The 25,257-nt window shown below is 63.1% G+C and carries 26 protein-coding genes and 2 tRNA genes; 14 read left to right on the top strand and 14 right to left on the bottom strand.

Features of this window, described 5'->3' with window-relative positions; all coding sequences use genetic code 11:
• Positions 1 to 152 precede the first annotated feature (152 nt).
• Positions 153 to 228, bottom strand: a tRNA-Gly gene (locus E8E78_RS28655).
• Positions 229 to 230: 2 nt separating this feature from the next.
• Positions 231 to 306, bottom strand: a tRNA-Glu gene (locus E8E78_RS28650).
• Positions 307 to 662: 356 nt separating this feature from the next.
• On the opposite strand from E8E78_RS28650, the gene E8E78_RS28645 reads away from it, so the two are divergent.
• Positions 663 to 1,430, top strand: coding sequence for a hypothetical protein (locus E8E78_RS28645; protein ID WP_049277899.1), 768 nt, complete (start codon positions 663 to 665; stop codon positions 1,428 to 1,430).
• A gap of 129 nt (positions 1,431 to 1,559) precedes the next feature.
• On the opposite strand, the gene E8E78_RS28640 is transcribed toward E8E78_RS28645, so the two are convergent.
• Together E8E78_RS28640 and E8E78_RS28635 are read right to left on the bottom strand one after the other, a co-directional pair.
• On the bottom strand, positions 1,560 to 2,042 hold the full coding sequence (locus E8E78_RS28640) for a GAF domain-containing protein (protein WP_059395236.1): 483 nt from the start codon (positions 2,040 to 2,042) through the stop codon (positions 1,560 to 1,562).
• Positions 2,043 to 2,930, bottom strand: coding sequence for an ATP-binding protein (locus E8E78_RS28635; protein ID WP_059395237.1), 888 nt, complete (start codon positions 2,928 to 2,930; stop codon positions 2,043 to 2,045).
• Between the two features lie 201 nt (positions 2,931 to 3,131).
• Between E8E78_RS28635 and E8E78_RS28630 the strand changes: the two genes are divergently transcribed.
• Complete coding sequence (locus E8E78_RS28630) at positions 3,132 to 5,489, top strand: response regulator (RefSeq protein ID WP_059395238.1); 2,358 nt, start codon at positions 3,132 to 3,134, stop codon at positions 5,487 to 5,489.
• On the opposite strand, the gene E8E78_RS28625 is transcribed toward E8E78_RS28630, so the two are convergent.
• Positions 5,479 to 5,967: a glutathione peroxidase gene (locus tag E8E78_RS28625; RefSeq protein WP_016500927.1), complete on the bottom strand. Its 489-nt coding sequence runs from the start codon at positions 5,965 to 5,967 to the stop codon at positions 5,479 to 5,481. The two genes, E8E78_RS28630 and E8E78_RS28625, sit on opposite strands and share 11 nt — an antisense overlap.
• Positions 5,968 to 5,980: 13 nt before the next feature.
• Positions 5,981 to 6,376 carry a peptide-methionine (R)-S-oxide reductase MsrB gene (gene msrB / locus E8E78_RS28620; RefSeq protein WP_016500928.1) on the bottom strand — a complete coding sequence of 132 codons (396 nt, stop codon included), beginning with the start codon at positions 6,374 to 6,376 and terminating at the stop codon, positions 5,981 to 5,983.
• Positions 6,377 to 6,544: 168 nt separating this feature from the next.
• Between msrB and E8E78_RS28615 the strand changes: the two genes are divergently transcribed.
• Both E8E78_RS28615 and htpX read left to right on the top strand, forming a co-directional pair.
• A complete protein-coding gene (locus E8E78_RS28615; protein ID WP_016485452.1) occupies positions 6,545 to 7,756 on the top strand; it encodes a pyridoxal phosphate-dependent aminotransferase in 1,212 nt (403 codons plus the stop codon).
• 276 nt (positions 7,757 to 8,032) lie between these two features.
• On the top strand, positions 8,033 to 8,920 hold the full coding sequence (htpX, locus tag E8E78_RS28610) for a protease HtpX (RefSeq protein ID WP_016500929.1): 888 nt from the start codon (positions 8,033 to 8,035) through the stop codon (positions 8,918 to 8,920).
• 47 nt (positions 8,921 to 8,967) lie between these two features.
• On the opposite strand, the gene E8E78_RS28605 is transcribed toward htpX, so the two are convergent.
• Positions 8,968 to 9,618, bottom strand: coding sequence for a thiopurine S-methyltransferase (locus E8E78_RS28605; RefSeq protein WP_049277905.1), 651 nt, complete (start codon positions 9,616 to 9,618; stop codon positions 8,968 to 8,970).
• 110 nt (positions 9,619 to 9,728) lie between these two features.
• Here E8E78_RS28605 and E8E78_RS28600 point away from each other — a divergent pair, with 110 nt between their 5' ends.
• Positions 9,729 to 10,496 (top strand): class III extradiol ring-cleavage dioxygenase, encoded by a 768-nt coding sequence (locus tag E8E78_RS28600; protein ID WP_059395239.1) that lies wholly within the window; start codon positions 9,729 to 9,731, stop codon positions 10,494 to 10,496.
• Between the two features lie 90 nt (positions 10,497 to 10,586).
• Here E8E78_RS28600 and E8E78_RS28595 read toward each other — a convergent pair whose 3' ends face one another.
• Together E8E78_RS28595 and E8E78_RS28590 are read right to left on the bottom strand one after the other, a co-directional pair.
• Positions 10,587 to 12,269 (bottom strand): DEAD/DEAH box helicase, encoded by a 1,683-nt coding sequence (locus tag E8E78_RS28595; RefSeq protein WP_016500932.1) that lies wholly within the window; start codon positions 12,267 to 12,269, stop codon positions 10,587 to 10,589.
• A 446-nt stretch (positions 12,270 to 12,715) separates the two neighbouring features.
• Positions 12,716 to 13,471 carry a spermidine synthase gene (locus tag E8E78_RS28590; RefSeq protein ID WP_280315254.1) on the bottom strand — a complete coding sequence of 252 codons (756 nt, stop codon included), beginning with the start codon at positions 13,469 to 13,471 and terminating at the stop codon, positions 12,716 to 12,718.
• Between the two features lie 116 nt (positions 13,472 to 13,587).
• Between E8E78_RS28590 and E8E78_RS28585 the strand changes: the two genes are divergently transcribed.
• Positions 13,588 to 14,934, top strand: coding sequence for a 3-deoxy-7-phosphoheptulonate synthase class II (locus tag E8E78_RS28585; RefSeq protein WP_016500934.1), 1,347 nt, complete (start codon positions 13,588 to 13,590; stop codon positions 14,932 to 14,934).
• A gap of 44 nt (positions 14,935 to 14,978) precedes the next feature.
• Here E8E78_RS28585 and E8E78_RS28580 read toward each other — a convergent pair whose 3' ends face one another.
• Positions 14,979 to 15,197, bottom strand: coding sequence for a DUF1127 domain-containing protein (locus tag E8E78_RS28580; RefSeq protein WP_012271115.1), 219 nt, complete (start codon positions 15,195 to 15,197; stop codon positions 14,979 to 14,981).
• 97 nt (positions 15,198 to 15,294) lie between these two features.
• On the opposite strand from E8E78_RS28580, the gene E8E78_RS28575 reads away from it, so the two are divergent.
• Positions 15,295 to 16,146, top strand: a complete 852-nt coding sequence (locus E8E78_RS28575) for a LysR substrate-binding domain-containing protein (protein ID WP_016500935.1) — start codon at positions 15,295 to 15,297, stop codon at positions 16,144 to 16,146.
• A gap of 54 nt (positions 16,147 to 16,200) precedes the next feature.
• Here the strand turns inward: E8E78_RS28575 and E8E78_RS28570 are convergent, their stop codons facing one another.
• The gene (locus tag E8E78_RS28570) at positions 16,201 to 16,950 is read right to left on the bottom strand and encodes a sulfite exporter TauE/SafE family protein (protein WP_049275060.1); all 750 of its coding nucleotides are present in this window, start codon (positions 16,948 to 16,950) and stop codon (positions 16,201 to 16,203) included.
• A 113-nt stretch (positions 16,951 to 17,063) separates the two neighbouring features.
• Between E8E78_RS28570 and E8E78_RS28565 the strand changes: the two genes are divergently transcribed.
• The 3 genes from E8E78_RS28565 to E8E78_RS28555 all read left to right on the top strand — a co-directional run bounded on the left by E8E78_RS28565 (position 17,064) and on the right by E8E78_RS28555 (position 19,098).
• The gene (locus E8E78_RS28565; protein ID WP_049275061.1) at positions 17,064 to 18,017 is read left to right on the top strand and encodes a LysR family transcriptional regulator; all 954 of its coding nucleotides are present in this window, start codon (positions 17,064 to 17,066) and stop codon (positions 18,015 to 18,017) included.
• A gap of 56 nt (positions 18,018 to 18,073) precedes the next feature.
• A complete protein-coding gene (locus tag E8E78_RS28560) occupies positions 18,074 to 18,529 on the top strand; it encodes a MarR family transcriptional regulator (protein ID WP_016500938.1) in 456 nt (151 codons plus the stop codon).
• Between the two features lie 140 nt (positions 18,530 to 18,669).
• Complete coding sequence (locus E8E78_RS28555) at positions 18,670 to 19,098, top strand: organic hydroperoxide resistance protein (RefSeq protein WP_016500939.1); 429 nt, start codon at positions 18,670 to 18,672, stop codon at positions 19,096 to 19,098.
• A gap of 58 nt (positions 19,099 to 19,156) precedes the next feature.
• On the opposite strand, the gene E8E78_RS28550 is transcribed toward E8E78_RS28555, so the two are convergent.
• Positions 19,157 to 19,729 (bottom strand): elongation factor P, encoded by a 573-nt coding sequence (locus E8E78_RS28550; RefSeq protein ID WP_016485440.1) that lies wholly within the window; start codon positions 19,727 to 19,729, stop codon positions 19,157 to 19,159.
• A gap of 48 nt (positions 19,730 to 19,777) precedes the next feature.
• A complete protein-coding gene (gene earP, locus E8E78_RS28545; RefSeq protein WP_280315256.1) occupies positions 19,778 to 20,911 on the bottom strand; it encodes an elongation factor P maturation arginine rhamnosyltransferase EarP in 1,134 nt (377 codons plus the stop codon).
• A 129-nt stretch (positions 20,912 to 21,040) separates the two neighbouring features.
• Between earP and E8E78_RS28540 the strand changes: the two genes are divergently transcribed.
• Together E8E78_RS28540 and E8E78_RS28535 are read left to right on the top strand one after the other, a co-directional pair.
• Positions 21,041 to 21,439, top strand: a complete 399-nt coding sequence (locus E8E78_RS28540) for a hypothetical protein (RefSeq protein WP_059395240.1) — start codon at positions 21,041 to 21,043, stop codon at positions 21,437 to 21,439.
• A gap of 2 nt (positions 21,440 to 21,441) precedes the next feature.
• Positions 21,442 to 21,912: a GreA/GreB family elongation factor gene (locus E8E78_RS28535; RefSeq protein ID WP_280315257.1), complete on the top strand. Its 471-nt coding sequence runs from the start codon at positions 21,442 to 21,444 to the stop codon at positions 21,910 to 21,912.
• 114 nt (positions 21,913 to 22,026) lie between these two features.
• Here the strand turns inward: E8E78_RS28535 and E8E78_RS28530 are convergent, their stop codons facing one another.
• Positions 22,027 to 22,965 carry a LysR family transcriptional regulator gene (locus E8E78_RS28530; RefSeq protein ID WP_274138888.1) on the bottom strand — a complete coding sequence of 313 codons (939 nt, stop codon included), beginning with the start codon at positions 22,963 to 22,965 and terminating at the stop codon, positions 22,027 to 22,029.
• 118 nt (positions 22,966 to 23,083) lie between these two features.
• On the opposite strand from E8E78_RS28530, the gene E8E78_RS28525 reads away from it, so the two are divergent.
• Together E8E78_RS28525 and E8E78_RS28520 are read left to right on the top strand one after the other, a co-directional pair.
• The gene (locus E8E78_RS28525) at positions 23,084 to 23,833 is read left to right on the top strand and encodes a 3-oxoacyl-ACP reductase family protein (RefSeq protein ID WP_049274873.1); all 750 of its coding nucleotides are present in this window, start codon (positions 23,084 to 23,086) and stop codon (positions 23,831 to 23,833) included.
• A 168-nt stretch (positions 23,834 to 24,001) separates the two neighbouring features.
• Positions 24,002 to 25,189, top strand: a complete 1,188-nt coding sequence (locus E8E78_RS28520; RefSeq protein ID WP_049274872.1) for an MFS transporter — start codon at positions 24,002 to 24,004, stop codon at positions 25,187 to 25,189.
• The last annotated feature ends 68 nt before the right edge of the window (positions 25,190 to 25,257 follow it).

Here is a 25,257-nt window from a genome sequence, read left to right as displayed (position 1 = left end):
GACTCGAACCCCTGTTACCGCCGTGAAAGGGCGGTGTCCTAGGCCACTAGACGAAGGGGACACACAACACTTTTCAGTGCACCAGACTTGAACCTTACGATTCACCCTGGATTTTCTTTTCCTGCCCCGCCGTCAAGCGTTGCCGGAGAAACTGGAGCGGGAAACGAGACTCGAACTCGCGACCCCGACCTTGGCAAGGTCGTGCTCTACCAACTGAGCTATTCCCGCATTGGCGTCCCCTAGGGGACTCGAACCCCTGTTACCGCCGTGAAAGGGCGGTGTCCTAGGCCACTAGACGAAGGGGACACGCTGCTGGCATTACTGCCTGCTTTCACTCCCTGCCGCGTTTCGCTGTGTGCTTTACGCTGCAAGTGGCGCGCATTCTATGGATGGTTCGGGAAGGCGTCAACCCCTTTGTAGAAATTTATTTAAATCAATGACTTCCGGGTGGGTTGGGGTGCAGATGCGGGCCGGGTTGTCGATATAGAGAGAAGTCATCCTGCACAGGCCTGTCTGCGGCTAAAGCCGCTCCCAGGCCTGTGCAGTACCTGTGGGAGCGGCTTTAGCCGCGAAGAGGCCGGCACAGGCATACAGCCGCTGTTCGCCCCTTGGCAAACTCACTACACTCAAAGCTGTAATTCTTCTTCAATGAGGCATTAACGGTGACACCACTTCTGATCACCCTGCTCATCGTGGCAGGCATCGCGTTGCTGATCGTGATCGGCTACCTAAACAATGTGGTCGAGAACGGCAAGATCGAACGCGTCCGGACGAGGATCGAACTGGCCGACCGCCTGCGCCGCTGTGGCGAAATCACCGAGACCTTCCCCGGCCAGTTCATGACACCGGCCCTTAAACTGCTGCTGACCCGCCTGGAACTGAACCTTAACCAGCGCCAGCTGGCGGTGGACAAGCACAATGCCGAACTCAAGGCGCGCATCGCCGAGCTGGAAGGGCTGATCGCCCTGGGCGACAAGATACCGGTGAACAACCCGCCCAACCCGATCCACACCGAGGTCAAGGCCAAGGATGTGCGCTTCTTGCTGGAGGCCATGCACAACCAGGTAACCCGTGCGGCTCAGGAAGGCTTTTTACCTGCAGTCGAAGCCAAGCACTGGGTGAAGGAAATCCGCCACATCCTGGTATTGCTGCATATCGAGTTCTTCAACAACCTCGGCCAGCAGGCCCTGCAGAAGAACCAGCCTGGCCAGGCACGCCTGGCGTTCGAGCGCGGCGTGCAGTACCTGCGCAAGCAGCCCGAGCCCAAGGTGTATGAAGAGCAGCTGACGTATCTGGAGAAGTTGCTGGCCCGTGCCAATGCCCAGGTGCTGGACCGCATGGCACCGGCGGAGGACGAGCACAACGAATTGACCGACGGGCTCAAGACCGACGAGGAAGAGACCTGGAAGAAGAAGGTGATCTACGACTGACGCTTGAACCTGTGCTGGCCTCTTCGCGGCTAAAGCCGCTCCCACAGGGATCACACCAGGCCTGAGGGCGATACAGTACCTGTGGGGGCGGCTTTAGCCGCGAAGAGGCCAGCACAGGCGATGCAACACTTAGCAGTCGGTCAGCTCAAGGAAGATCGCCGCCAACCGCTCCAGCCCCACCTGGTCCGCCTCGCTGAACCGTCCAACCTTGGGGCTATCCAGGTCCAGCACACCAACCAGCCTGCCCTCCTTTACCAACGGGATCACCAGCTCGCTGTTGGACGCACTGTCGCAGGCAATGTGCCCGGGGAACGCGTGCACGTCCTCTACCCGCTGAGTCTGCCGCGTTGCCGCCGCTGCCCCGCACACGCCCCTGCTGAACGGAATGCGCACGCACGCCACCTGGCCCTGGAACGGGCCCAGCACCAGTTCTTCGTTGCGGTTAAGGTAGAACCCGGCCCAGTTCAGGTCGTCAACCTGGTTGTACAGAAACGCCGAAAACTGTGCGGCGTTGGCGATGAAATCACGCTCGTCGGCAAACAGCGCCTGCACTTGCGCCGCCAGCAGGTTGTAGCCGTCGAGGCCGGCGCCACTGGCATTGAGGTCGATCATTTACTTTTGCTCCAGCAATTGCAGCCCGACCCAGTAGCGGGCGAACTGATAGGCACAACGGCCATTACGGTTACCGCGGCCGGTGGCCCAGCGCACGGCGAGGATGTCGAGCTGTTCATCACGCTGCCAGACCAGGCCCGCAGGGCGCGCCAGCTGGCCGATCCAGTGCTCGACAACATTCAGGAAGTGGTCCTGGGTAAACGGGTAGAACGACAGCCACAGGCCAAAGCGGTCAGACAAGGCAATCTTGTCTTCCACCGCTTCGCTGGGGTGCAGCTCGCCGTCCACGCGCTTCCAGTTCTCGTTGTCGCTCTCCTTCTCGGGCACCAGGTGGCGGCGATTGGAGGTGGCGTACAGCAGCACGTTGTCCGGCGCCTGCTCAAGCGAACCATCCAGCACGCTCTTGAGCACCCGGTAGTCGCCCTCCCCGGCTTCGAACGACAGGTCGTCACAGAACAGGATGAAGCGTTGCGGCAGCTTCTGCAGCTGCTCGACCACCCGTGGCAGGTCGGCAAGGTGATCACGTTCGATTTCGATCAGGCGCAGGCCGGCGCCGGCATGTTCAGCGAGCAAGGCGCGCACCAGCGACGACTTGCCGGTACCGCGCGAGCCCCACAGCAGCGCGTGGTTGGCTGGCAGGCCGTTGATGAACTGGTGGGTGTTGCGGCCCAGCTGGTCGCGCTGTTTGTCGACGCCGATCAGGTCGCTCAGGCGGATGTCCAGGCTGACTTCCAGCGGCAGCAGGTAGCCGCTGCGGCCATCGCGCTGCCAGCGGGCGGCCAGGGTGGTGCCCCAGTCGATGTTCGGGCGTTGTGCGGGCAACAAGGGTTCAAGGCGCGCCAGTACCGATTCGGCGCGGTCCAGAAAAGCAATCAAGCGAGCGTCCATGACGACTCCTAACAATTTCAGTTTTTTGGGGCCGCTGCGCGCCCCTTCGCGGGCTTGCCCGCTCCCACAGGGATTGCTCAGCCAGGGGCTACGCTGTACCTGTGGGAGCGGGCATGCCCGCGAAGGGGCGCAGCGCGGCCCCCGCTTGGCGATCAACTGAAATGAACAGACAGACCCGCCAGCAGCCGGGGCTATTCGGCTATGCTTGCGCAGCGCAAGGAACGGGAAACCGGCTCGGGACTCATGGATATCAAGTTCACCAATCGCCTGTCATACAAGCAAGCCCGGCTGACAGTCCTGGTCGGCTTCATCCTGGGAACATTGCTCAGTCTCATCCAGATCGGCATCGATTATGCCAGCGAAGACGCGTCCATCAACCGTGAAGTGAACGCGTTGCTGCAAATCAGCCACAACCCGGCCTCGCGCATCGCCTACAACATCGACTCGGAGCTGGCGCTGGAGCTGACCCGCGGCCTGTTGCAGTCGCCGGCCGTCATCCGTGCACGGCTGATCGACAACAACGAAACCGTGCTGGCCGATGTCGAGCGGCCCAGGCTGCAGGACCGCTACCGGCCGCTGAGCGACTTCCTGTTCGGCGAGCAGCGTCAGTTCAAGGCACGCCTGTACCTGACGCACATGCCGGAGGAATACCTGGGCACGCTGTACCTGGACGTCGACACCTTTGCTTTCGGCAGCCGCTTTCTCGACCGCGCCGGCATCACCCTGCTGAACGGTTTTGCCCGCAGCCTGGTGCTCACCGGCATCCTGCTCGCGCTGTTCTACATGATGCTGACCAAACCGCTGGTCACGGTGATCGGCGCGCTCAGCGGCAGCGACCCGCGCAAACCCCGGCAAACCCGCCTGGACTGCCCACACGGCCACGAACACGACGAAATCGGCGTGCTGGTGAAAGTCGCCAACCAGCAGTTCGTCAGCATGGCCACCGAGATCGATCAGCGGCGCACTGCGGAAAACCGCCTTACCCAGTACCTGAACGAACTGGAAGACATCGTCTCGGCACGCACCAACGAACTGAAGGCCAGCAACAGCAGCCTGAGCCTGTCCAACCAGGAGCTGGAACAAGCACGCCGCCGCGCACTGGACATGGCCCAGGCGCGTGCTGCCTTTTTGGCCAACATGAGCCACGAAATCCGCACCCCGCTCAACGGCATGCTCGGCATGATCGCCCTGGCCCTGGACAGCCCACTGCCCAGCGAGCAGCGCCAGCAACTGGCGATTGCCCACGATTCGGGCAAGGTGCTGGTGGAGCTGCTGAACGATATCCTCGACCTGTCCAAGTTCGATGCGGGCCAGCTGGAGCTGGAACGTATCCCGTTCGACATGGGTTCGATGGTGGAAGACACCGCCAACCTGCTGTCGCAGAACACCGCACAGAGCGTGGAACTGACCTGCCTGATTGCCCGTGACTTCCCCAGTAGCGTGCTTGGTGACCCCACGCGGGTGCGGCAGATCGTCAGCAACCTGCTGTCCAACGCGTTGAAGTTCACCCGCTTTGGCCGTGTCGATGTACGCCTGGTGAGCATCGTCGGCGGTGTGCGCCTGGAAGTGCGCGACACCGGCATCGGCATACCCGAAGAGGCCCAGGCGCGGATCTTCCAGCCATTCACCCAGGCCGGCGCCGGCATCACCCGCCAGTACGGCGGCACGGGCCTGGGCCTGGCCCTGACGCGCAACCTGTGCAAGGCCATGCAAGGCCATTTGCACATTCGCTCCGAAGCGGGTTTTGGCAGCTGCTTCAGCGCCGAACTGCCGCTGGCCGAGCACACCGAAGCCATCGCCCCGGTGCCGCTGCACGGGCGCGTAGCCGCCCTGAGCGCTGCAGGCAGCGGGCTTAACGAACTGTTACAGGGCCTGCTGCCCGCCTGGGGCCTGGCCTACCAGCGGCATGACAGCAGCGCGACGCTGGACGCCACGGCGATGGACCTGCTGATTACCGACGATGTCGACCGCCTGTTCGAACTGCGCCAAACGCTGAAAACCCCCATCCTGCTGGTGACCGCTTACGGTAACTTCCTGCCCAGCGAGCAATCGGCCGCCCTCGCCCCGCTCCATCAACTGGCCCGGCCGCTGGCGCGCAACGCCCTGTACCAGACCCTGCGTCGCACCCTGCAAGGCTTTGACCCCGAACACCCGCTGGCCAGCCCGGCCATCACCCTTGAGGCAGGGCGTGCGCGGATTCTGCTGGTGGAAGACAACCCGGTGAACCAGCTGGTGGCCAAGGGCATGCTGGCCAAGCTCGGCTGCCAGGTGCAACTGGCCACCCAGGGCGCCGAGGCCCTGGAGCTGCTGGAACTGGACGACTTCGACCTGGTGCTGATGGACTGCAACATGCCGGTGATGGACGGTTACGAAGCCAGCCGGCGCATCCGCCAGAGCGGCCGCTGGCCCGACCTGCCGATTGTCGCGCTCACCGCCAATGCCATGCCCGAGGAGCGCGAACGCTGCCGGGCTGCGGGCATGAACGACTACCTGGCCAAGCCGTTCCGCCGCGAAGAGCTACTGGCGCTGGTCGAGCACTGGGTGCCGCTCAACGGCTGAGCAGGCGCTCGATGTCTGCTTCCAGGGCCTGTGGCTTGGTAGTGGGGGCATAACGCGTCACCTGGCCGCTGGCCGGGTCGACCAGAAACTTGGTGAAATTCCACTTGATCTTCTGGCTGCCCAGAATGCCCGGTGCGCGCTGCTTGAGCTCGACGAACAGCGGGTGGGCGCCCGGGCCGTTGACCTCGACCTTGCGAAACAGCGGGAAGCTCACGCCGAAGTTGCGCTCGCAGAACTGCGCAATGTCCCGCGCATCGCCCGGTTCCTGCTTGCCGAACTGGTTGCACGGGAAGCCCAGTACCACCAGGCCACGTTCGTGGTAGGCCTGCCACAGTTGTTCCAGGCCCTTGTACTGCGGGGTAAAGCCGCACTGGCTGGCGGTATTGACCACCAGCAACGCCTTGCCCGGGAAGTCGCCGAGCTTTTTGTGCTCGCCGCCGAGGGTCACGCAGGGGATGTCCAGCATCGATCCAGCCATGTTCGGGCTCCGGTCAGTCACGCGGGCGCAAGTCGATGCACACCGAGTTGATACAGTAGCGCAGGCCAGTTGGTGGCGGGCCATCGGGGAACACGTGGCCCAGGTGCGCGTCGCAGCGGGCGCAGGTAACTTCGGTGCGGATCATGCCGTGGGAGGTGTCACGGATCTCGATCATCGCGCTGTCTTCGATCGGCGCGTAGAAACTTGGCCAGCCGCAGCCGGAATCGAACTTGGTCTGCGCATCGAACAGTTTCGCGCTGCAGCAGATGCAGTGGTAGATACCATCGCGGCGCTCGCTGTTGTACTTGCCGCTGAACGGCCGCTCAGTGCCTTTGAGGCGGCATACCTGGTACTGCTCGGGGTCGAGCATCGACCGCCATTCATCCAGGGTTTTTTCAATCTTTTTCATGTGGAAACCTCGGCAGGCTGAATTTCACCCCGCACCGTCTTTTCCGGGGCGCGGGTGGCACGTATATTAGTTGGCTTCGTGTGCCAGGCGTTCAGTCTGGCACCCGCTTCCTGCCGTTTCAAACCTTTCGGCGGGGCGTAGCGCGTTTTCTCATATCGGGATCCCATCATGCAGTTCAGCAAATCGAACAAGCTCGCCAATGTCTGCTACGACATTCGCGGCCCAGTGCTCAAGCACGCCAAGCGCCTGGAAGAGGAAGGCCACCGCATCCTCAAGCTGAACATCGGCAACCCGGCGCCGTTTGGCTTCGAGGCGCCTGATGAAATCCTCCAGGATGTGATCCGCAACCTGCCTACCGCCCAGGGCTACAGCGACTCCAAAGGCCTGTTCAGCGCACGCAAGGCCGTGATGCAGTACTGTCAGCAAAAGGAAATCGAAGGCGTCACTATCGAGGACATCTACCTGGGTAACGGTGTGTCCGAGCTGATCGTCATGTCGATGCAGGCGCTGCTGAACAACGGCGACGAAGTGCTGATCCCGGCCCCCGACTACCCACTGTGGACTGCCGCAGTGAGCCTGGCTGGCGGCAAGCCGGTGCACTACCTGTGCGATGAACAGGCCGACTGGTTCCCCGACCTTGAAGACATCAAGGCCAAGATCACCCCGAACACCAAGGCCCTGGTGATCATCAACCCGAACAACCCGACCGGCGCGGTGTACTCCAGGGAGCTGCTGCTGGGCATGCTGGAGCTGGCCCGCCAGCACAACCTGGTGGTGTTCTCCGACGAGATCTACGACAAGATCCTGTACGACGAAGCCGTGCACATCAGCACCGCCTCGCTGGCCCCCGACCTGCTGTGCCTGACCTTCAACGGCCTGTCCAAGTCGTACCGGGTGGCGGGCTTCCGTTCCGGCTGGCTGATCATCTCCGGGCCCAAGCACCACGCGCTAAGCTACATCGAAGGCATCGACATGCTGGCCAACATGCGCCTGTGCGCGAACGTGCCGGCCCAGCATGCCATCCAGACCGCACTGGGCGGCTACCAGAGCATCAACGACCTGGTGCTGCCGCCAGGCCGCCTGCTTGAGCAACGCAACCGTACCTACGAGCTGCTCAACGACATCCCGGGCGTAAGCTGTGTGAAGCCGATGGGTGCGCTGTATGCGTTCCCCCGGATCGACCCGAAGGTGTGCCCGATTCTCAACGACGAAAAGTTCGCCCTTGACCTGCTGCTGTCGGAAAAGCTGCTGATCGTACAAGGTACGGCGTTCAACTGGCCGTGGCCGGACCACTTCCGCGTGGTGACCTTGCCGCGGGTGGATGACCTGGAAGCGGCGATTGGCCGGATCGGCAATTTCCTGCGGACTTATTCGCAGTAAATGATGGCCTCTTCGCAGCACAAGGCTGCTCCTACAGGTGTACGCGTTCCCCTGTAGGAGCAGCCTTGCGCTGCGAATGGGCTGCACAGCAGCCCCTTGCAATCCCACAGGGTGTTTCTTACATCCTGCAATGCTCTATCCCACTGCCCCCGCGCCATCCTCTGCCATACTCCGCCGTACACAGTTTGAAATAGTCGCACGATTGAATCCACGCGACAGGCCCCTTATATACCCCGCAGTAAGCGACAATTCATCCGTCAGGAGAACGTAACAACCATGATGCGCATTCTGTTGTTTGTGGCCACCAACCTTGCGGTGGTGCTGGTTGCAAGCATTACCTTGAGCCTGTTCGGTTTCAACGGGTTCATGGCCGCCAACGGGGTCGACCTGAACCTCAGCAGCCTGCTGGTGTTCTGCGCCGTGTTCGGCTTTGCCGGCTCCCTCGTCTCGCTGTTCATCTCCAAGTGGATGGCGAAGATGACCACCGGCACCCAGATCATCAGCCAGCCGCGCACCCGCCACGAGCAGTGGCTGCTGCAAACGGTCGAAGAGCTGTCCCGTGAAGCGGGCATCAAAATGCCCGAGGTGGGTATCTTCCCGGCGTACGAGGCCAACGCCTTCGCCACCGGCTGGAACCGCAACGACGCGCTGGTAGCCGTGTCCCAGGGCCTGCTGGAGCGTTTCTCGCCCGATGAAGTGCGGGCAGTGCTGGCCCACGAGATCGGCCACGTAGCCAACGGCGACATGGTCACCCTGGCGCTGGTGCAAGGCGTGGTGAACACCTTCGTGATGTTCTTTGCACGTATCATCGGCAACTTCGTCGACAAGGTCATCTTCAAGAACGAAGAGGGCCAGGGCATTGCCTACTACGTGGCGACCATCGTTGCCGAGCTGATCCTGGGCATCCTGGCCAGCATGATCGTGATGTGGTTCTCGCGCCGCCGCGAGTACCGCGCCGACGAAGCCGGTGCACAGCTGGCCGGCACCTCGGCCATGATCGGCGCGCTGCAGCGCCTGCGTGTGGAGCAAGGCCTGCCGGTGCACATGCCCGACACCATGAAGGCCTTTGGCATCAACGGTGGCCTCAAGCACGGCCTGGCCGGGCTGCTGATGAGCCACCCGCCACTGGAAGACCGTATCGAGGCCCTGCGCCGTCGCGGTTGAGCCATCGGGTAATACAGAAAGGGCGACTTCGGTCGCCCTTTTTCGTATTACCGGCCAAGCCGGTAAACCCGCTCCAGCAAGCTGGAAACCCCGGCCTGCACAAACTTGGGGCTCTCCTGAATTACTTCTACCGCCTCCAGCTCATGCAGCTGCCACCCTGCAAACCCCTGCCGCACCTCTGCGTCACCGACTGAAAACGGCGGCCCGGGCAGCAGTGACTGGTCATAATCCAGGGTCACAACCAAACCCTGGCAATGCGCCGGCAGCCAAGCCGTCAGCGCCTGCATGTACGTCGCGCGCATTTGCGCCGGCAGCGCAATCAGCGCCGCCCGGTCATACAGCCCCACGCAGTCGCCGATATCCTGCGCACGCAACGCAAAGAAATCACCACACCACAGCTCCACGTCAACACTGCGCCAAACTTCGAAGTCCCCGCGCTGCTGCACCTCGGCTTCAAGCCCGTGCTCGCGGAAGAAATCCTCTACCGCCCGCCGCGACAGCTCCACACCCAACACTCGGTAGCCCTGCCCGGCCAGCCAGACCAAATCCAGGCTTTTGCCGCACAGCGGCACCAGCACTCGGCTACCAGGCTCAAGGCCGAGTGACGGCCAGTGCGCCTGCAGATACGAATTGACCTGCCCCTGATGAAAGCCGATCTGGTTATCGGCCCACCGCTTGTGCCAGAACGTTGGCTCCATGGTTGCTCCTTGTTTATCGAGTAAACCGATAGAAAACGCGTAAAACTTGCGATGGATATCGATCAGTTTCTGATCGAAGATGAGTGCATCTTAACCTTCAGGACCTTGTCATGCTGCCCAGCCTGTTCATTTCCCATGGTTCCCCCATGCTCGCCCTGCACCCGGGTGCCAGCGGGCCGGCCTTGGCCGGGCTGGCCAACAGGCTGCCACGTCCAAAGGCAATCGTAGTGGTGTCGGCGCACTGGGAGAGCCGTGAGCTGCTGGTGACCAGTAGCGCACAGCCAGAAACCTGGCACGACTTCTACGGCTTTCCACCAGCATTGTATGCGGTGCAGTATCCGGCGCCGGGCGCGCCTTCCCTGGCAGGCCAGGTCAGCGAGTTGCTGAAGGCTGCCGGGCTGCCAGCCCGGCTGGACGCTCAGCGACCCTTCGACCACGGCGCCTGGGTACCGCTGTCGCTGATGTACCCGGACGCAAGCATTCCCGTGGTGCAGGTTTCCCTGCCCAGCCACATGGGGCCGGCGCTGCAGGTGAAGGTGGGCCAGGCGTTGGCGAGCTTGCGTGCCGAGGGCATCTTGCTGGTTGGTTCGGGCAGCATCACCCATAACCTTGGGGAACTGGACTGGCATGCAGGGCCGGATGTGATCGAGCCGTGGGCGCTGGCGTTCAGGGATTGGGTGGTGGAGCGGCTGCAGGAAGATGACCAGGCGGCATTGCTGGATTATCGCCGGCAGGCGCCGTATGCAGTGCGTAACCACCCCAGTGATGAGCATTTGCTGCCGTTGTTCTTTGCCCTGGGGGCTGGGGGCAAGTTTGGGGTGGTGCATCAGGGGTTTACCCTGGGGGCGCTGGGGATGGATATATATCGGTTCGACTGAAGGGCCTTTTCGCGGGCTTGCCCGCGAAAGGGCCGGTACAGGCAAAAAAAATCCCCGACCTAGGCCGGGGATTTTTTTAGTGCGCCAGGATCAATCCTCGCGGTAGCGGCGCAGCTTCAGCTGCTTGCCAGCCACGCGGGTGTCCTTGAGCTTGGACAGCAGCTTCTCGAGGCCATCTTCCGGCAGCTCGACCAGGCTGAAGCTGTCGCGTACCTGGATACGGCCAATGGCGTCACGCGCCAGGCCACCTTCGTTGAGGATCGCACCCAGCAGGTTCTTGGCAGCAATACCGTCACGAGCACCCAGGGCGGTACGGCAGCGTACACGGCCTTCGGCCAGCGGCAGCGGCGCACGGCGCTCGCGGTCACCACGGTCAGGACGCTCGCCACGGTCAGGGCGCTCACTGCGCTCACCACGCGGGGCACCAACGCCCGGCACCAGCGGCTGCTCACGCTCTACCGCAGCCAGGTCCAGCGCCTGGCCATTGGTGGCTTTGCGCAGCAGGGCCGAAGCCAGGGCACGCGCGCTGCAACCCAAGTCAGTGGTGAGGCGGTCGAACAGCTCGCCGTGGGTGGCTTCTGCTTCGGCTACCAGCGGCGCCAGGCTCGAGGTCAGCTTCTTGATGCGGGCATCCAGCACGGCCTGGGCATTCGGCAGGCGGGCTTCGGCAACTTTCTGCCCGGTCACACGCTCGATCACCTGCAGCATGCGGCGCTCACGCGGGGTGACCAGCAGCAGCGCACGGCCTTCGCGACCGGCACGGCCAGTACGGCCGATACGGTGCACGTAGGACTCCGGGTCGTACGGCATATCAACGTTGAACACGTGAGTGATGCGCGGTACGTCCAGACCACGGGCAGCGACGTCGGTAGCGACGACGATGTCCAGGCGGCCATCCTTGAGCGAGTCGATCACGCGCTCACGCTGGTTCTGGGCAATGTCACCGTTCAGCGCAGCAGCCTTGTAGCCTTTGGCTTCCAGCGCGGCGGCCAGGTCCAGGGTGGCTTGCTTGGTACGCACGAAGGCGATCAGCGCGTCGAACTCTTCCACTTCCAGCAGACGCAGCACAGCCGGGATCTTCTGGTCGGCGTGGACCATCAGGTGGGCCTGGTCGATCGCGGTAACGGTCTGGGTCTTGGTCTGGATCTTGACGTGCTTGGGCTCGCGCAGGTGACGTTCGGCGATCGAGCGGATCGACGACGGCAGGGTAGCGGAGAACAGTACGGTCTGACGGGTAGCCGGGATTGCGTCGAAGATCACTTCGAGGTCATCCATGAAGCCCAGCTTCAGCATCTCGTCGGCTTCGTCCAGTACCAGGTACTGCACGGTGGACAGGACTTTTTCGTCACGACGCAGGTGGTCGCACAGACGGCCTGGGGTGGCCACGACGATTTGCGCGCCGTTGCGGATTGCACGCAGCTGTGGGCCCATCGGGGCACCACCGTATACGGCAACCACGTTCACGCCCGGCATCTGCTTGGCGTAGGTTTCGAAAGCGGTAGCAACTTGCAGCGCCAACTCACGGGTTGGCGCCAGGATCAGGGCTTGCGGTTCGCGCTTGCTCACATCGATCTTGTTGAGGATCGGCAGGGCGAAGGCAGCGGTCTTGCCGGTGCCAGTCTGCGCCTGGCCGATCATGTCGTGACCGGCGAGGATGATCGGGATCGATTGTTGCTGAATGGCGGACGGCTCTTCGTAGCCGGTAGCCACAACAGCAGCAACAATGTTCGGATTAAGATCGAGAGCGGCGAAGCCGCCGGTTTCCTGGGTCATGGGTCTGCCTCTAGGTGCATCCGCAAAGACCCATGCTCCAAAGCTGCACATGCCTTGAAAGACCGTCAGGTCACCCAGGCAGCTTTGGCGGCGGGGATTTGCGAAAACGATTGAAAAAGAAAACGTGGGAAGGTCCGCCTAGCGGACGTGCAGCCGAAGCTGGACTCGGAGGATTTGCACCACCTGATTTTGCGGCCCGCTAAAAGACCGGCGCGTACTATACCCGAAATAGTGGAAGCCGTGAGGAATTTTTTCAGGGTGCAAGGCCATTACCGGGCCATCAATCAATCCACGCTGAATCGATAATTCCCTGTAGGAGCGACCTTGTGTCGCGAAAGGGCCGCAGAGCGGCCCCGGCAACGTATGCGGCGAAGCTGAAATTCTTGGGGGCGCTTCGCACCCCATTCGCGGCACAAGGCCGCTCCTACAGGGACCGTGCCAGCCTCTCAGGTAGCTGGCCGAATCTCTTTGATCAACCCATCCAGGCTATAACCCAGCTGCGGCGCCAGCGCCTCGGCCCGGGCCCGCAGCCCCTCCAGGTCCAGCGCCTGCTCAAGGTCAGCCGGCACCAGCAAGATCACATTGCCCTCCTTCACCGGCAGCTCCCAGTAATGCCGGTGGTACAGCCCGCGCAACAACGCTGCGCCCAGCGGCCTGCCGTCGTCGGTGGCCCACTGGTTGATCACCAGCCAGCCGCCCGGGTTCAACTGCTGCTGGCAGTTCTCCAGAAACTTCCAGGCCAGGTGCCCCACGCCCGGCCCGTGGTCGGTGTACAGGTCGACAAACAACAGGTCGGCCTTCTCCGCCGTGGGCAGCAATTCGATGGCGTCACCGATGCGCACGTACAACCGAGGGTCGTCATCCAGGCCAAGGTGTTCCATGGCCAGGCGCGGTACGTCCGGGCGCAGTTCGATGGCCTCGATGTCCTCAAGCGGCAGATACTTCATGCACGCCTGTGTCAGCGTGCCCGCACCCAGGCCGAGAAACAACGCGCTCTCCGGCCGCTCATGGCACAGCGCCCCCACCAGCATGGCGCGAGTGTAGTCGTACTCCAGCCAGCTGGGGTCGGCCGTGAACACGCAGCTCTGCTCGATGGCATCGCCGAATTCCAGAAAGCGGTAGTCGTCTACTTCATACACGCTGATGACGCCAAAAGCGTCCTCTACCCGTGCCAGTAGCCGCTCTTCCCGTTCCGCCGTCATGCTTACCACCTACCCGCGCAAAAACGCGCATTGTCCGTCAACGCCCTTGATGCAACAAGCGCAGCGCCAACTGTTACCATGGCCTATAGCCTATAACCTACAAGACCGAGCACGAGATGAACCAACCGTGGAGCCCTGACAGCTGGCGCGCATTGCCGATCCAGCAGCAACCGACCTACCCCGATGCCGCGCACCTGCTGAAGGTCGAACAGACCCTGGCCAGCTACCCGCCGCTGGTGTTTGCGGGCGAGGCGCGCGAACTGCGCAGGCAGTTTGCCGAGGTTACCGAAGGCCGCGCCTTCCTGTTGCAAGGGGGCGACTGCGCCGAGAGCTTCGCCGAGTTCTCTGCAGCAAAAATCCGCGACACCTTTAAGGTGCTATTGCAGATGGCCATCGTCATGACCTTTGCTGCCGGCTGCCCGGTGGTCAAGGTCGGCCGCATGGCCGGGCAGTTTGCCAAACCACGCTCCTCGGGCGATGAAACCATTGGCGACATCACCCTGCCCGCCTACCGCGGCGACATCGTCAACGGCATCGGCTTCGACCCGAAAAGCCGCATCCCCGACCCGGAGCGCCTGCTGCAGGCCTACCACCAGTCCACTGCCAGCCTCAACCTGCTGCGCGCCTTCGCCCAGGGCGGGTTTGCCGACCTGCACCAGGTGCACAAGTGGAACCTGGACTTCATCGCCAACTCGGCGCTGGCCGACAAGTATCACCAACTGGCCAACCGCATCGACGAAACCCTGGCATTCATGCGTGCCTGCGGCCTGGACAGCGCTCCGCAACTGCGCGAAACCAGCTTTTTCACTGCCCACGAAGCGCTGCTGCTGAACTATGAAGAAGCCTTCGTGCGCCAGGACAGCCTGACCGGCGACTACTACGACTGCTCGGCGCACATGCTGTGGATCGGCGACCGCACCCGCCAGCTCGACGGCGCCCACGTGGAGTTTTTGCGTGGCGTGCACAACCCGATCGGGGTGAAGGTCGGCCCCAGCATGAACCCCGAAGAGCTGATCCGCCTGATCGACACGCTGAACCCGGCCAACGACGCCGGGCGCCTGAACCTGATCGTGCGCATGGGCGCGAGCAAGGTTGGCGACCACCTGCCGGGGCTGATCCGCACCGTCGAGCGCGAGGGGCGCAAGGTGCTGTGGAGCTCCGACCCGATGCACGGCAACACCATCAAGGCCAGCAGCGGCTACAAGACCCGCGACTTTGCGCAAATCCTCGATGAGGTGAAGCAGTTCTTCCAGGTGCACCAGGCCGAGGGCAGCCATGCCGGCGGCATTCATATCGAGATGACCGGGCAGAACGTCACCGAATGCATCGGCGGCGCCCGGCCGATCACCGAAGATGCGTTGTCTGACCGGTATCACACCCATTGTGACCCGCGGATGAATGCCGATCAGTCACTGGAGCTGGCGTTTTTGATTGCCGAGACATTGAAGCAGGTACGGCGGTGACGCTGGGGCGCACGCCTTGAGAGGCCAGGCGCCCCGGCCCACCCTCACTTCCTCAGCGGATCATCCCAAAAATGCCGCTCGGCCTCTTGCTGGATATCCGCCCGACTCAACCCCAGGTCGTGCAAGGTTGCATCGCTCAGGCGGGCCAGCTCCTGGCGCTGGCGGTACAGCTGTAGCCAGCGCGCCGGGCGTTGCAGGGCCGCATGCCACAGGTGGTTCAGGGAAAAGGCAGGTTGCTGGATGCTGCTGACATGACCTTTCATCGTGAAGCCCTCCGTGTTGGATGGCCTCAGTCTCGCGCCGGGCTTAAGATCAATCCAACGAATGTTTCTGATGCCATGCATCTCGGAGATTGATGCAATGTCCCAGTACCAGAGCCTCGATGCGGACGTTTTGCGCACCTTCGTCGCCATTGCCGAGCAAGGCGGTTTCACCCGCGCCGGCGAAGTGGTCAACCGCACCCAGTCGGCGGTGAGCATGCAGATGAAGCGCCTGGAGGAGGACATCCTGCAGCGCCAGCTGTTCGAGCGCGACGGCCGCCAGGTACGCCTGACCGCCGAGGGCCAGGTGCTGCTGGGCTATGCCCGACGCATCCTGAAGCTGCATGGCGAGGTGTTCAACACCCTGCGTATGCCGCACATGGTCGGGCTGGTGCGCATTGGCACCCCCGACGACTATGCCATGCGTTTTCTGCCGACCATCTTGTCGAGCTTTGCCCAGGCCTACCCGCTGGTGCAGGTAGAGGTGCATTGCGATTCGTCCAAGCAGCTGATGCTGCGCCAGGACCTGGACCTGACCATCGTCACCCGCGAGCCAGGTAACGAGGTTGGCCAACTGCTGCGCCAGGAGCGCCTGGTATGGGCCGCCGCCGAAGGTTTTTGCCCACAGGAACAGCGACCGATGCCGGTGGCGCTGTTCAACACCGACTGCTTCTGCCGGGCCTGGACCTGCAATGCCCTGGAAGCACAAGGTATCGACTACCGCATTGCCTATACCAGCCCCAGCCTGGCGGCGATCTTTGCCATTGTCACGGCAGGGTTGGCCGTGACGGCGCAGCTGCAAAGCCTGATTACCGGGAACATCCGCATACTGGGTGAACAGGACGGCCTGCCGCAGCTGCCGGTGGCCAATGTGATGCTGGTACGCAGCACACAGAACCCATCGCCAATTACCGACTGCATGGCCGGTTACATCATCGAAGGGTTCAAGTAATTACCGTGTGGGAGCGGCCTTGCGTCGCGATGGGCCTCAACGCGGCCCCAAATCTCACAACTCAAATCCCAGCATCACCGCACACACCACCAAAAACACACAGAACATCGCCCGCAACACCTTCTCCGGCAACGCATGGGCCAGCTTCACCCCCCAGCTGATGCTGAGCAAGCCCCCCACCGCCAGCGGAATCCCAACGCCCCAGTCAACACTGTGGTGCACGCCATAGGTCACCAGCGTCACCAAGGTACTCGGCGCAGCCAGCGCCAGCGAAAGCCCCTGCGCCACCACCTGGGTTGTACCGAACACACTGGTCAGGATCGGCGTGGCCACCACCGCCCCGCCGACGCCGAACAAGCCGCCCATGGTGCCGGCAAAGCTACCCAGCACGCCCAGCCATGGCCAGGCATGACGCAGCTCGGCACTGGGCGGCGACACTTTCATGAACATCCGCGCCACATTCCACACCGCCAAGGCCACCAGAAAGCCGACAAAGCCCAGGCGCATGGAGTGCGCATCCAGCCCCACGGCCCAGATCGATCCCAGCCAGGCGAACAGGAAACTGCACGCCGACAACGGCAAGGCATGGCGCAATTCGATGCGGTTGCGCTGGTGATAGCGCCATAACGCCAGCAGCACGTTCGGCACCACCATCACCAACGCCGTACCCTGCGCCAACTGCTGGTCCAGGCCAAAAAGCACACCCAGCGCGGGAATCGCGATCAGCCCGCCACCAATGCCGAACAAGCCCCCCATGGTGCCCAGGGCAGCGCCCAGCACGATATACAACAACCACTCAATCATCAGGGCCTCGTTCGCCTGTACAGATAATCCGAGCATGCTAACGGCTGGGTGCTGGCGGGGAAACGCACAGCAGCGCACAATGGCTGTGCGTTTTTCGCAAAACCAAGGCAGCCATGAGCCCCGATACCCTCACCGACCAGTTGAGCCTGTTCCTCGATGTGCTGGAGACCGGCAGTTTTTCCGCCGCCGCCCGGCGCCATCCGCTGACCCCGTCCGCGGTGGCCCGACGCATCGATAACCTGGAAAATGCCGTCGGCAGCCGCCTGTTCACCCGCAGCACCCACGCGGTGCGCGCCACACCCGCCGGCAATGCCTTTGCCGAACGGGCCAGGCGCATCATCGAGGAGCTGCGCCTGGCCCGGGCAGAAGCGGTATCGCTGAGCAACGCCCCTGAAGGCTTGATCCGCATCGACGCGCCCGCCGCGTTCGGCCGCCGCCACCTGGCCCCGGCCATCGCCGACTTCCTGGTGGCCTACCCAGGCCTGGACGTGCAACTGCGCCTGATCGACAGCTTTGTCGACCTGCATGGCAGCCACTTGGGCGAGGTCGACCTGGTGCTGCGCGCCGGCCCCTTGGCCGACACCCGGCTGGTCGCCACGCCACTGGCCTACATGGTGCGCATCGCCTGCGCCAGCCCGGCCTACCTGGCCAGCCGCGGTGTGCCCACATGCCCCAGCGAACTGCCCGGGCATGACGGCCTGGACTGGGACGGCCTGGCACCGCCGTTCGCCTGGCGCTTCAACGTGGCCGGGCAAACCCGCCTGTACCGCCCCGCGCGCATGCGCATGGCCGCCAACAATGCCGAAACCCTGTTGTTCGGCGCCCTCGCCGGCTTAGGTGTTGCCCACCTGCCCACCTGGCTGATCAGCGAATACCTGCTGCGGGGCGAGCTGGTACCGCTGTTTTGCGACGGCGGCCTGCCCGCAGCCGAGTCCAGCGGCATTTATGCGCTACGCCTGGAACATGAAACGAACTCTCGCAGCCGTTTGCTGCTCGAATTCCTCAAGAGCCGCTTCAGCCCGATTCCACCCTGGGACCTGGCCCTGCGCAGTGAACTGCGTGAGTGATGTGCGCACTAACGATCAGCGTGCCAGAATTTCCCATTGATTATTCAAGGACCTGCATGAACGCCGACACCCAAGCCTCCTGTGACGAGCTGCTGCTGGACAACCAGGTCTGTTTCGCCCTGCACTCCACCTCGTTGCTGATGACCAAAGTCTACAAACCGCTGCTGCAGGCCCTGGGCCTGACCTACCCGCAGTACCTGGCCATGCTGGTGCTGTGGGAGCGCGACGACCTGACCGTGGGCGAAATCAGCCAGCACCTGCTGACCGACCCGGGCTCGCTCACCCCGCTGCTCAAGCGCCTGGAAAGCGAAGGCCTGCTGCAGCGTAACCGCAGCCGGGAAGACGAACGGGTGGTGATGGTGCAACTGACCGACAAGGGCCGCGCGCTGCAACAACAAGCCAAAGCAGTGCCGCAGTGCATCCTCAAGGCCAGCGGGCGCAGCCTGGAGCAGTTGCAGCAACTGCAAGCCGACCTGCTGAACCTGCGCGAGAACCTGCAGAAAAACCTCTGATAGCTATGCTGTGCAATGGCCGTTCGGACGAGCGGTGCCAATTTATCTTGCGCGCTAATTAATTGCACGCTAATTTAAATCCCACACCAACCCGCGCCCTCCTTGAACCGGGAGCGCACAGCACATTAGCGAGGCTCAAGATGCAAAAGGTCACTCCGCTGTACATCGCAGAAGCTACCTCCACCGGTGGGCGCGACGGCAAATCCAAATCCAGCGACGGCAAGCTGGTCGTCAGCCTGAGCACCCCCAAGGAACTGGGCGGCGCTGGCGGTGACGGCACCAACCCCGAGCAACTGTTCGCCGCCGGTTACTCGGCGTGCTTCATCGGCGCCCTCAAATTTGTAGCCGGGCAAGAGAAGAAAGCCCTGCCGGCCGATGCCTCGATCACCGCCAAGGTGGGCATTGGCCAGATCCCGGGCGGTTTCGGCCTGGACATCGACCTGCACATCAGCCTGCCGGGCCTGGCCCAGGCCGATGCCGAAGGCTTGGTGGAAAAGGCTCACAAAGTTTGTCCGTATTCCAACGCTACCCGCGGGAACGTGGATGTGCGCCTGCATGTGACGGTTTAAGTCGCAGGCACAAAAAACCCGGCCGAGGCCGGGTTTTTTGTGCACATTGCAAGAAGAATTACTTCTTGGCACGGCCTTTGTACGAACCGCCTTCGCGGGTATCGATTTCGATCAGGTCGTCGATTTCGATGAAGTCAGCAACGCTGAGTTCAGTACCGTTTGCCAGCTTGGCAGGCTTCATGACTTTGCCCGAAGTGTCGCCACGAGCCGAACCTTCGGTGTAGGCAACCTTACGCACGATGGTGGTCGGCAGCTCTACCGATACCAGACGGTCTTCGAAGAACACAGCTTCGCAGATGTCTTCCATGCCTTCTTCGATGAACGGCAGAACGGCCTCGATGTCTTCGGCGTTCAGCTCGTACATGGTGTAGTCGGTGGTGTCCATGAAGGTGTATGTGTCACCGCTGATGAACGACAGGGTCGCTTCTTTGCGATCCAGGATCACGTCGTCCAGCTTGTCGTCCGCACCGTATACGGTTTCGGTCTTGTAGCCGGTCAGCAGGTTTTTCAGCTTGGTCTTCATGATCGCGCTGTTACGGCCCGACTTGGTGAACTCAGCTTTTTGAACCAGCCACGGGTCGTTGTCGATCCGCAGGACGGTACCGGGTTTCAGCTCTTTACCAGTTTTCATTACGAAGTATCCGAATCTGGATGGATTTATAAAAATCGAGGCCGCGTATCATAGCGAATTTCGGTAAAAGTGTACTAGCGCTGTGGCAAGGTCCAGCTGAGCGGCCTGTCGAACCGCCCACAGCCGGGCATGCTGTTGCAGTTCTGGCCAGTGCTGGCGGGCTGCCTGCCACGCTTGGCCCATGTCACGGTCCATGTTCCAGGCACGCCACAGGCCCAGCAGGGCGGCATCGGCTTCATCTGACAGGCCGCGCCGATAATGCGCCAGAAACGCCTCGAGCTTTTCCCAGTGGGCGTTCTCGTCCTGCACATAGATGTGCCACAGCATCGGCTGCCCCGCCCACTGCGCACGCAAGAACGAGTCCTCGCCGCGCACCGCGTTGAAGTCGCAACTCCACAACAGCCGGTCGTAGTCGTGCTGGCTGACGAAAGGCAGCACCTGCACGGTCAGCGCCCCGCGCTGGCGCACGCTGCCCACTGGCAGCAGCGCCTCGCCAAGCCACTGGCTCAGCCCCGCGACGATGCGCCCTTGCGGCACCAGCAGGTGGCACGGTTGCGCGCCTGTGGCCAAGGCGTCGAGCCAACTGGCCAATTGCGGGTTTTCGTAGGCAAACAGCGAGAGCAGCAAAGCCCCCTGCTCGGGCTCTACACCAAGCCCCTGCAGAAACGACTGGCGTGCCTCGGCCGATTGCTGGAACGTGTCGCGCCGCGCCAGCAGCGAGCCCTCGCGCAGCAGCCCGCCGGTTTTCTCGGTAAAGCCGGGGAAGAAAAACACCTTGCGCAGGCCGTTGGGCTGCGGCGAAGGCAAGCCATGGCAGCCCTCCACCCAGTCCTCGGCGCTGAGGTATTCAAGGTTCAGCCACAGCGGCGGCGTGGCGCGGGCACGCATCGCATCTACGTAAGCCGCCGGCAACTGGCACGCGAAGGCACCGATCACCACATCCGCCGGTGCCACCGGCAGCCAGGCCGCCGGCCACTGACGCACATCCACACCGTGCTGCCACTGCTGCGCAGCGCTGGCATCCGCCCCTGGGCACATGGGCGTGAAGGCCTGCAGGTCGTCTACCCACAGGCGTACCGCCAAGCCATGCTCAGCCACCAGTTGCCGGGCCAGGCGCCAGGTCACACCGATATCGCCGTAGTTGTCGACGACACTGCAGAAAATGTCCCAGGTGGCTTTCATGCGCCCCTCCCGTTCTGGTGCAAAAACCGCGAATTCTGCGGATAAATTGTCGCCGACAAAAGCACCCGCACGGAAAAATGCCCAAGCGCATGCGACAATGCACCCGACCTACCCTGCCAGGAGGCTGCCATGGCCCGCCACCGTGAACTGAAAATCACCCTCAAGCCGCTGCCGTTGATTGTATGCGTTGCCTTTGGCCTGTGGCTGGGCGCCGTGGCCATTGCCGCGAGCCTATGGCTGGCGCTGCAACTGTGGCCACAGCAGGTGCAGCCGCTGGCCCAGGCCGTGGCCCCCAGCGTGTACCGGCCTGCCGCCCCCTCGGCGCCAGCCCCGGCACAAGACGCCCAGGCCGAAATGTTCGAGCACTACAAGGACATGCTGCGCAAACAGGAATTGCAACAGGCCGCCGAGGCCGCCCAGGGCAACCCGCGCAACCTCAACAGCCCCAAATGCCAGTTCTGGTTGCAGCAGAACCGTACCGCCCCCACCGACAAAAGCCAGGCCAATGTGCTGGAGTTCTGCTACTGACCATGGACAAGACCCGCCTGCTGGCGCAGATCGTCGCCACCCTCGAGCATGACCTCGACGTGCTGACCCGTGCGGCGCAAAGCGCCTACGAAACTGCCACCGCCGAAGAGAACATTGCCGAGAACAAGTACGACACCCTGGGCCTGGAAGCTTCGTACCTGGCCACCGGCCAGGCCCGCCGCAGCGCCGAAATCCGCCAGGCGCTGCTGATCTACCAGCAATTGCTGCTGCGCGACCATGACCCGGCGCGCGGGGTGCAGATCAGCAACCTGGTGACCCTGGAGGATGACGCTGGCAGGCAGCGCCGGTTGTTCCTCGGGCCTGAGGCGGCGGGGTTGAAGATTGGCGAGGGGGATGAGTTGGTGACCGTGATCACCCCGCGCTCACCGCTAGGGCAGCAATTGATGGGCAAGCGGGTGGATGATGAGGTGAGCCTGGGGGCGCAGGCATTGCTCATTACCGGTATTGCCTGATCGGGCCCTATCGCCGGCAAGCCAGCTCCCACAGGGACCCCGCAGTATTCCAGCCTGTGGTAAACCTGTGGGAGCTGGCTTGCCGGCGATAGGGCCCGGTCAGGCAATACACACCTAAAGGGTTTGCAAGGCATCGAACCGCCCCGCCAACCCCTGCTCGGCAAACTGCTCCACCACAAAATCGATAAACGCCCGGGTCTTGCCCGGCATCAGCTTGTGCTCGGCAAAATACAGGCTGATATGCCCGTCATCCACGTACCAGTCCGGCAACACTCGCCGCAGCCGACCACCCTGCAAGTAAGGCACGGCAAACGGCAGGCTCACCAGGGCAATCCCCAGCCCCTGCTCGGCCACCGCGCAAGCCGCGTCCGAATCGCTCATGGTCATCGCCTGGCGCAGTTGCATCGGCTGTTGCACCTGCCAGCGGCTGGTCAATGGCCACGAGCGCACCCGCCCGGTCTGCGGTGAGCGGATCAGGATGCCATCGTGCCGCTGCAGCACCTGCGGGTCGTCGATCGGTGCGTGCCGCTCCAGGTAGGCCGGTGCTGCCACCAGCACCCGGTGGGCCGGGGTCAGCTTGCGCGCAACCACCCCCGGCGGCAGATCGAAACCACCGCCAATCGCTGCATCGAAGCCTTGGCCGATCAGGTCGACCTGGCGGTTGTCGAAATGCCAATCCGGGGTGATGGCCGGGTAGCGGCGCAAGAACTCGCCCAGCAAAGGCAACACATACAAACGGCCGAACACCGTGCCCATGCTAACCCGCAACAGCCCGGCTGGCTGGCCTTCGGCGCTGGCCAGGTTGGCCACGGCGTACTGGATAGTGCGGAAGCTGTCGCCGACCTCGCCAAGAAAACGCTGCCCCGCCTCCGTCAGGGTCAGCTTGCGGGTACTACGCTGGAACAACCGCACGCCCAGGCGCGCCTCCAGCTGGGCCACATGCTTGCCAACGGCGGCAGGGGTAATGCTCAGGCGCCTGGCAGCCTCGGCAAAACTGCCAACTTCGGCACTGCGGATGAAGCATTCCAACGCGTTGAACGATTCCACGGCCATGATTAGCAACCAAAGGTTTACTCTGCTGATAGTGATTGCCATCTTATCAGCAGGTAATCAAGCGCCGATACTTTGCCCATCCAAGGCATTTCGGCTTGGCTTCCAGCAGGAGATCAGCATGTCCAAGCAACTTTCACTCGAAGGCAAAGTGGCCCTGGTTCAGGGCGGTTCCCGCGGCATAGGCGCAGCCATCGTGCGGCGCCTGGCCCGCGAAGGTGCGCAGGTGGCCTTCACCTATGTCAGCTCCGCAGGCCCGGCAGAAGAGCTGGCCCGCGAAATTACCGAAAACGGTGGCAAAGCCCTGGCCCTGCGGGCCGACAGCGCCGACGCAGCCGCCGTACAACTGGCAGTGGATGACGCCGTGAAGGCCTTCGGCAGGCTGGATATCCTGGTCAACAACGCCGGCGTGCTGACGGTGGCACCGGTGACCGAATTCGACCTGGCCGACTTCGACCGCATGCTGGCGGTGAACGTGCGCAGCGTGTTTGTCGCCAGCCAGGCCGCAGCGCGCTACATGGGCCAGGGCGGGCGCATCATCAATATTGGCAGTACCAACGCCGAGCGCATGCCCTTTGCCGGTGGAGCGCCTTACGCCATGAGCAAGTCGGCGCTGGTTGGCCTGACCCGTGGCATGGCGCGTGACCTGGGGCCACAGGGCATTACCGTGAACAACGTACAGCCGGGGCCGGTGGACACCGACATGAACCCCGCCAGCGGCGAGTTTGCCGAGAGCCTGATCCCGTTGATGGCGATCGGGCGGTATGGCGAGCCGGAAGAGATCGCCAGCTTTGTGGCGTACCTGGCGGGGCCGGAGGCGGGGTATATCACCGGGGCAAGTCTGACCATTGATGGTGGGTTTGCAGCTTGATTTGATGGGTTGCCTGTACTGGCCCCATCAGGAACCCCACAGGCCTTGAACCTGTGGGGTTCCTGATGGGGCCAGTACAGGATGGTTGATTGAAAACTAAACATTGGTGTCATGCCTGATACTTCTTGATAATTCCCCCGCTTGACTACTGCCCGCCACGAGATCCCCATGAACGCCCCCACTCTCAGCCGCGCCCTGATCCTGCTGATGGCCACCGCCACCGGCCTGGCCGTGGCCAGCAACTACTACGCCCAACCACTGCTGCACAGCATCGCCCAGCAGTTCGGCCTGAGCACTGCCAGCGCCGGCAGCATCGTCATCGCCGCGCAGCTCAGTTATGGCGCCGGCCTGTTGCTGCTGGCGCCACTGGGTGACCTGTTCGAGCAGCGCCGGCTGATCACCGTGATGACCGCCATTGCTACCCTGGGCCTGGTGATCAGTGCCTGTGCGCCTAGCCTGCCCTGGCTGCTCCTCGGCACGGCGCTGACCGGGTTGTTCTCGGTGGTGGCGCAGATCCTCGTGCCCATGGCCGCGGCCCTCAGCGAGCCGCATCAGCGTGGGCGCGCAGTCGGCACGCTGATGAGCGGCCTGCTGCTGGGCATCCTGCTGGCACGTACCGCTGCCGGCTTCATGGCCGAGCTGGGCGGCTGGCGCAGCATCTACGTGCTCGCCGCTGTGCTGATGGCGATCACCGCCGTGGCGCTGTACCGCAGCCTGCCGCAGCACCACAGCCATGCCGGGCTGAAGTACCCGGCGCTGATCGGCTCGGTGTTCCGGCTGTTTATCGAAGAACCGGTGCTGCGCCTGCGCTCGCTGCTCGGCCTGCTGGCGTTCAGCCTGTTCGCCCTGTTCTGGACGCCCCTGGCGTTTCTGCTGACCAAGGGCCCGTACCATTATTCGGATGCGGCAATCGGCCTGTTCGGCCTGGCCGGTGCGGCCGGTGCGCTGTCGGCCAACTGGGCCGGGCGCCTGGCCGACCGCGGCAAGGGCGCGCTGGGTACTACCGTGGGCCTGGTGGTGTTGCTGCTGTCGTGGGTGCCGCTGGGCTTTGCCGAGCATTCGTTGCTGGCCCTGCTGCTGGGTGTGCTGATGCTCGACCTGGCAGTGCAACTGGTACACGTGAGCAACCAGAACGCGGTGATCGCCCTGCGCCCCGAGGCACGCACGCGGCTGAACGCCGGGTACATCACCTGCTACTTCATTGGCGGGGCGCTGGGGTCGTTGCTGGGCACGCAGTTGTTCCAGTACCAGGGATGGATGGGCATTGTGGTGGCGGGCCTGGTGATTGGCGGGCTGGCGTTGCTGGTGTGGGGCGTGGCGGAGCGTAAGCGCAAGAACACCTTGCAGGTGGCCTGAAAGATTCTTGCCCGCGAAGAGGCCATTAGCCACGGCGACAATGCACCGCACTACCCTCCGTCGCATGG

Origin of the sequence: Pseudomonas sp. BN505, from assembly GCF_029873175.1 — a bacterium.
Taxonomy (GTDB): Bacteria; Pseudomonadota; Gammaproteobacteria; order Pseudomonadales; family Pseudomonadaceae; genus Aquipseudomonas; species Aquipseudomonas putida.
Note: the sequence above shows the minus strand (reverse complement) of the source record. Positions and strands in the feature narration are given on the sequence as shown.

Bases quoted from the DNA above. Each gene is read 5' to 3' on its own strand.
- E8E78_RS28640 (WP_059395236.1), bottom strand. From the start codon at position 2,042: ATGATCGACCTCAATGCCAGTGGCGCCGGCCTCGACGGCTACAACCTG.
- E8E78_RS28635 (WP_059395237.1), bottom strand. From the start codon at position 2,930: ATGGACGCTCGCTTGATTGCTTTTCTGGACCGCGCCGAATCGGTACTG.
- E8E78_RS28630 (WP_059395238.1), top strand. From the start codon at position 3,132: ATGCTTGCGCAGCGCAAGGAACGGGAAACCGGCTCGGGACTCATGGAT.
- E8E78_RS28625 (WP_016500927.1), bottom strand. From the start codon at position 5,967: ATGGCTGGATCGATGCTGGACATCCCCTGCGTGACCCTCGGCGGCGAG.
- msrB (WP_016500928.1), bottom strand. From the start codon at position 6,376: ATGAAAAAGATTGAAAAAACCCTGGATGAATGGCGGTCGATGCTCGAC.
- E8E78_RS28615 (WP_016485452.1), top strand. From the start codon at position 6,545: ATGCAGTTCAGCAAATCGAACAAGCTCGCCAATGTCTGCTACGACATT.
- htpX (WP_016500929.1), top strand. From the start codon at position 8,033: ATGATGCGCATTCTGTTGTTTGTGGCCACCAACCTTGCGGTGGTGCTG.
- E8E78_RS28605 (WP_049277905.1), bottom strand. From the start codon at position 9,618: ATGGAGCCAACGTTCTGGCACAAGCGGTGGGCCGATAACCAGATCGGC.
- E8E78_RS28600 (WP_059395239.1), top strand. From the start codon at position 9,729: ATGCTGCCCAGCCTGTTCATTTCCCATGGTTCCCCCATGCTCGCCCTG.
- E8E78_RS28595 (WP_016500932.1), bottom strand. From the start codon at position 12,269: ATGACCCAGGAAACCGGCGGCTTCGCCGCTCTCGATCTTAATCCGAAC.
- E8E78_RS28590 (WP_280315254.1), bottom strand. From the start codon at position 13,471: ATGACGGCGGAACGGGAAGAGCGGCTACTGGCACGGGTAGAGGACGCT.
- E8E78_RS28585 (WP_016500934.1), top strand. From the start codon at position 13,588: ATGAACCAACCGTGGAGCCCTGACAGCTGGCGCGCATTGCCGATCCAG.
- E8E78_RS28580 (WP_012271115.1), bottom strand. From the start codon at position 15,197: ATGAAAGGTCATGTCAGCAGCATCCAGCAACCTGCCTTTTCCCTGAAC.
- E8E78_RS28575 (WP_016500935.1), top strand. From the start codon at position 15,295: ATGTCCCAGTACCAGAGCCTCGATGCGGACGTTTTGCGCACCTTCGTC.
- E8E78_RS28570 (WP_049275060.1), bottom strand. From the start codon at position 16,950: ATGATTGAGTGGTTGTTGTATATCGTGCTGGGCGCTGCCCTGGGCACC.
- E8E78_RS28565 (WP_049275061.1), top strand. From the start codon at position 17,064: ATGAGCCCCGATACCCTCACCGACCAGTTGAGCCTGTTCCTCGATGTG.
- E8E78_RS28560 (WP_016500938.1), top strand. From the start codon at position 18,074: ATGAACGCCGACACCCAAGCCTCCTGTGACGAGCTGCTGCTGGACAAC.
- E8E78_RS28555 (WP_016500939.1), top strand. From the start codon at position 18,670: ATGCAAAAGGTCACTCCGCTGTACATCGCAGAAGCTACCTCCACCGGT.
- E8E78_RS28550 (WP_016485440.1), bottom strand. From the start codon at position 19,729: ATGAAAACTGGTAAAGAGCTGAAACCCGGTACCGTCCTGCGGATCGAC.
- earP (WP_280315256.1), bottom strand. From the start codon at position 20,911: ATGAAAGCCACCTGGGACATTTTCTGCAGTGTCGTCGACAACTACGGC.
- E8E78_RS28540 (WP_059395240.1), top strand. From the start codon at position 21,041: ATGGCCCGCCACCGTGAACTGAAAATCACCCTCAAGCCGCTGCCGTTG.
- E8E78_RS28535 (WP_280315257.1), top strand. From the start codon at position 21,442: ATGGACAAGACCCGCCTGCTGGCGCAGATCGTCGCCACCCTCGAGCAT.
- E8E78_RS28530 (WP_274138888.1), bottom strand. From the start codon at position 22,965: ATGGCCGTGGAATCGTTCAACGCGTTGGAATGCTTCATCCGCAGTGCC.
- E8E78_RS28525 (WP_049274873.1), top strand. From the start codon at position 23,084: ATGTCCAAGCAACTTTCACTCGAAGGCAAAGTGGCCCTGGTTCAGGGC.
- E8E78_RS28520 (WP_049274872.1), top strand. From the start codon at position 24,002: ATGAACGCCCCCACTCTCAGCCGCGCCCTGATCCTGCTGATGGCCACC.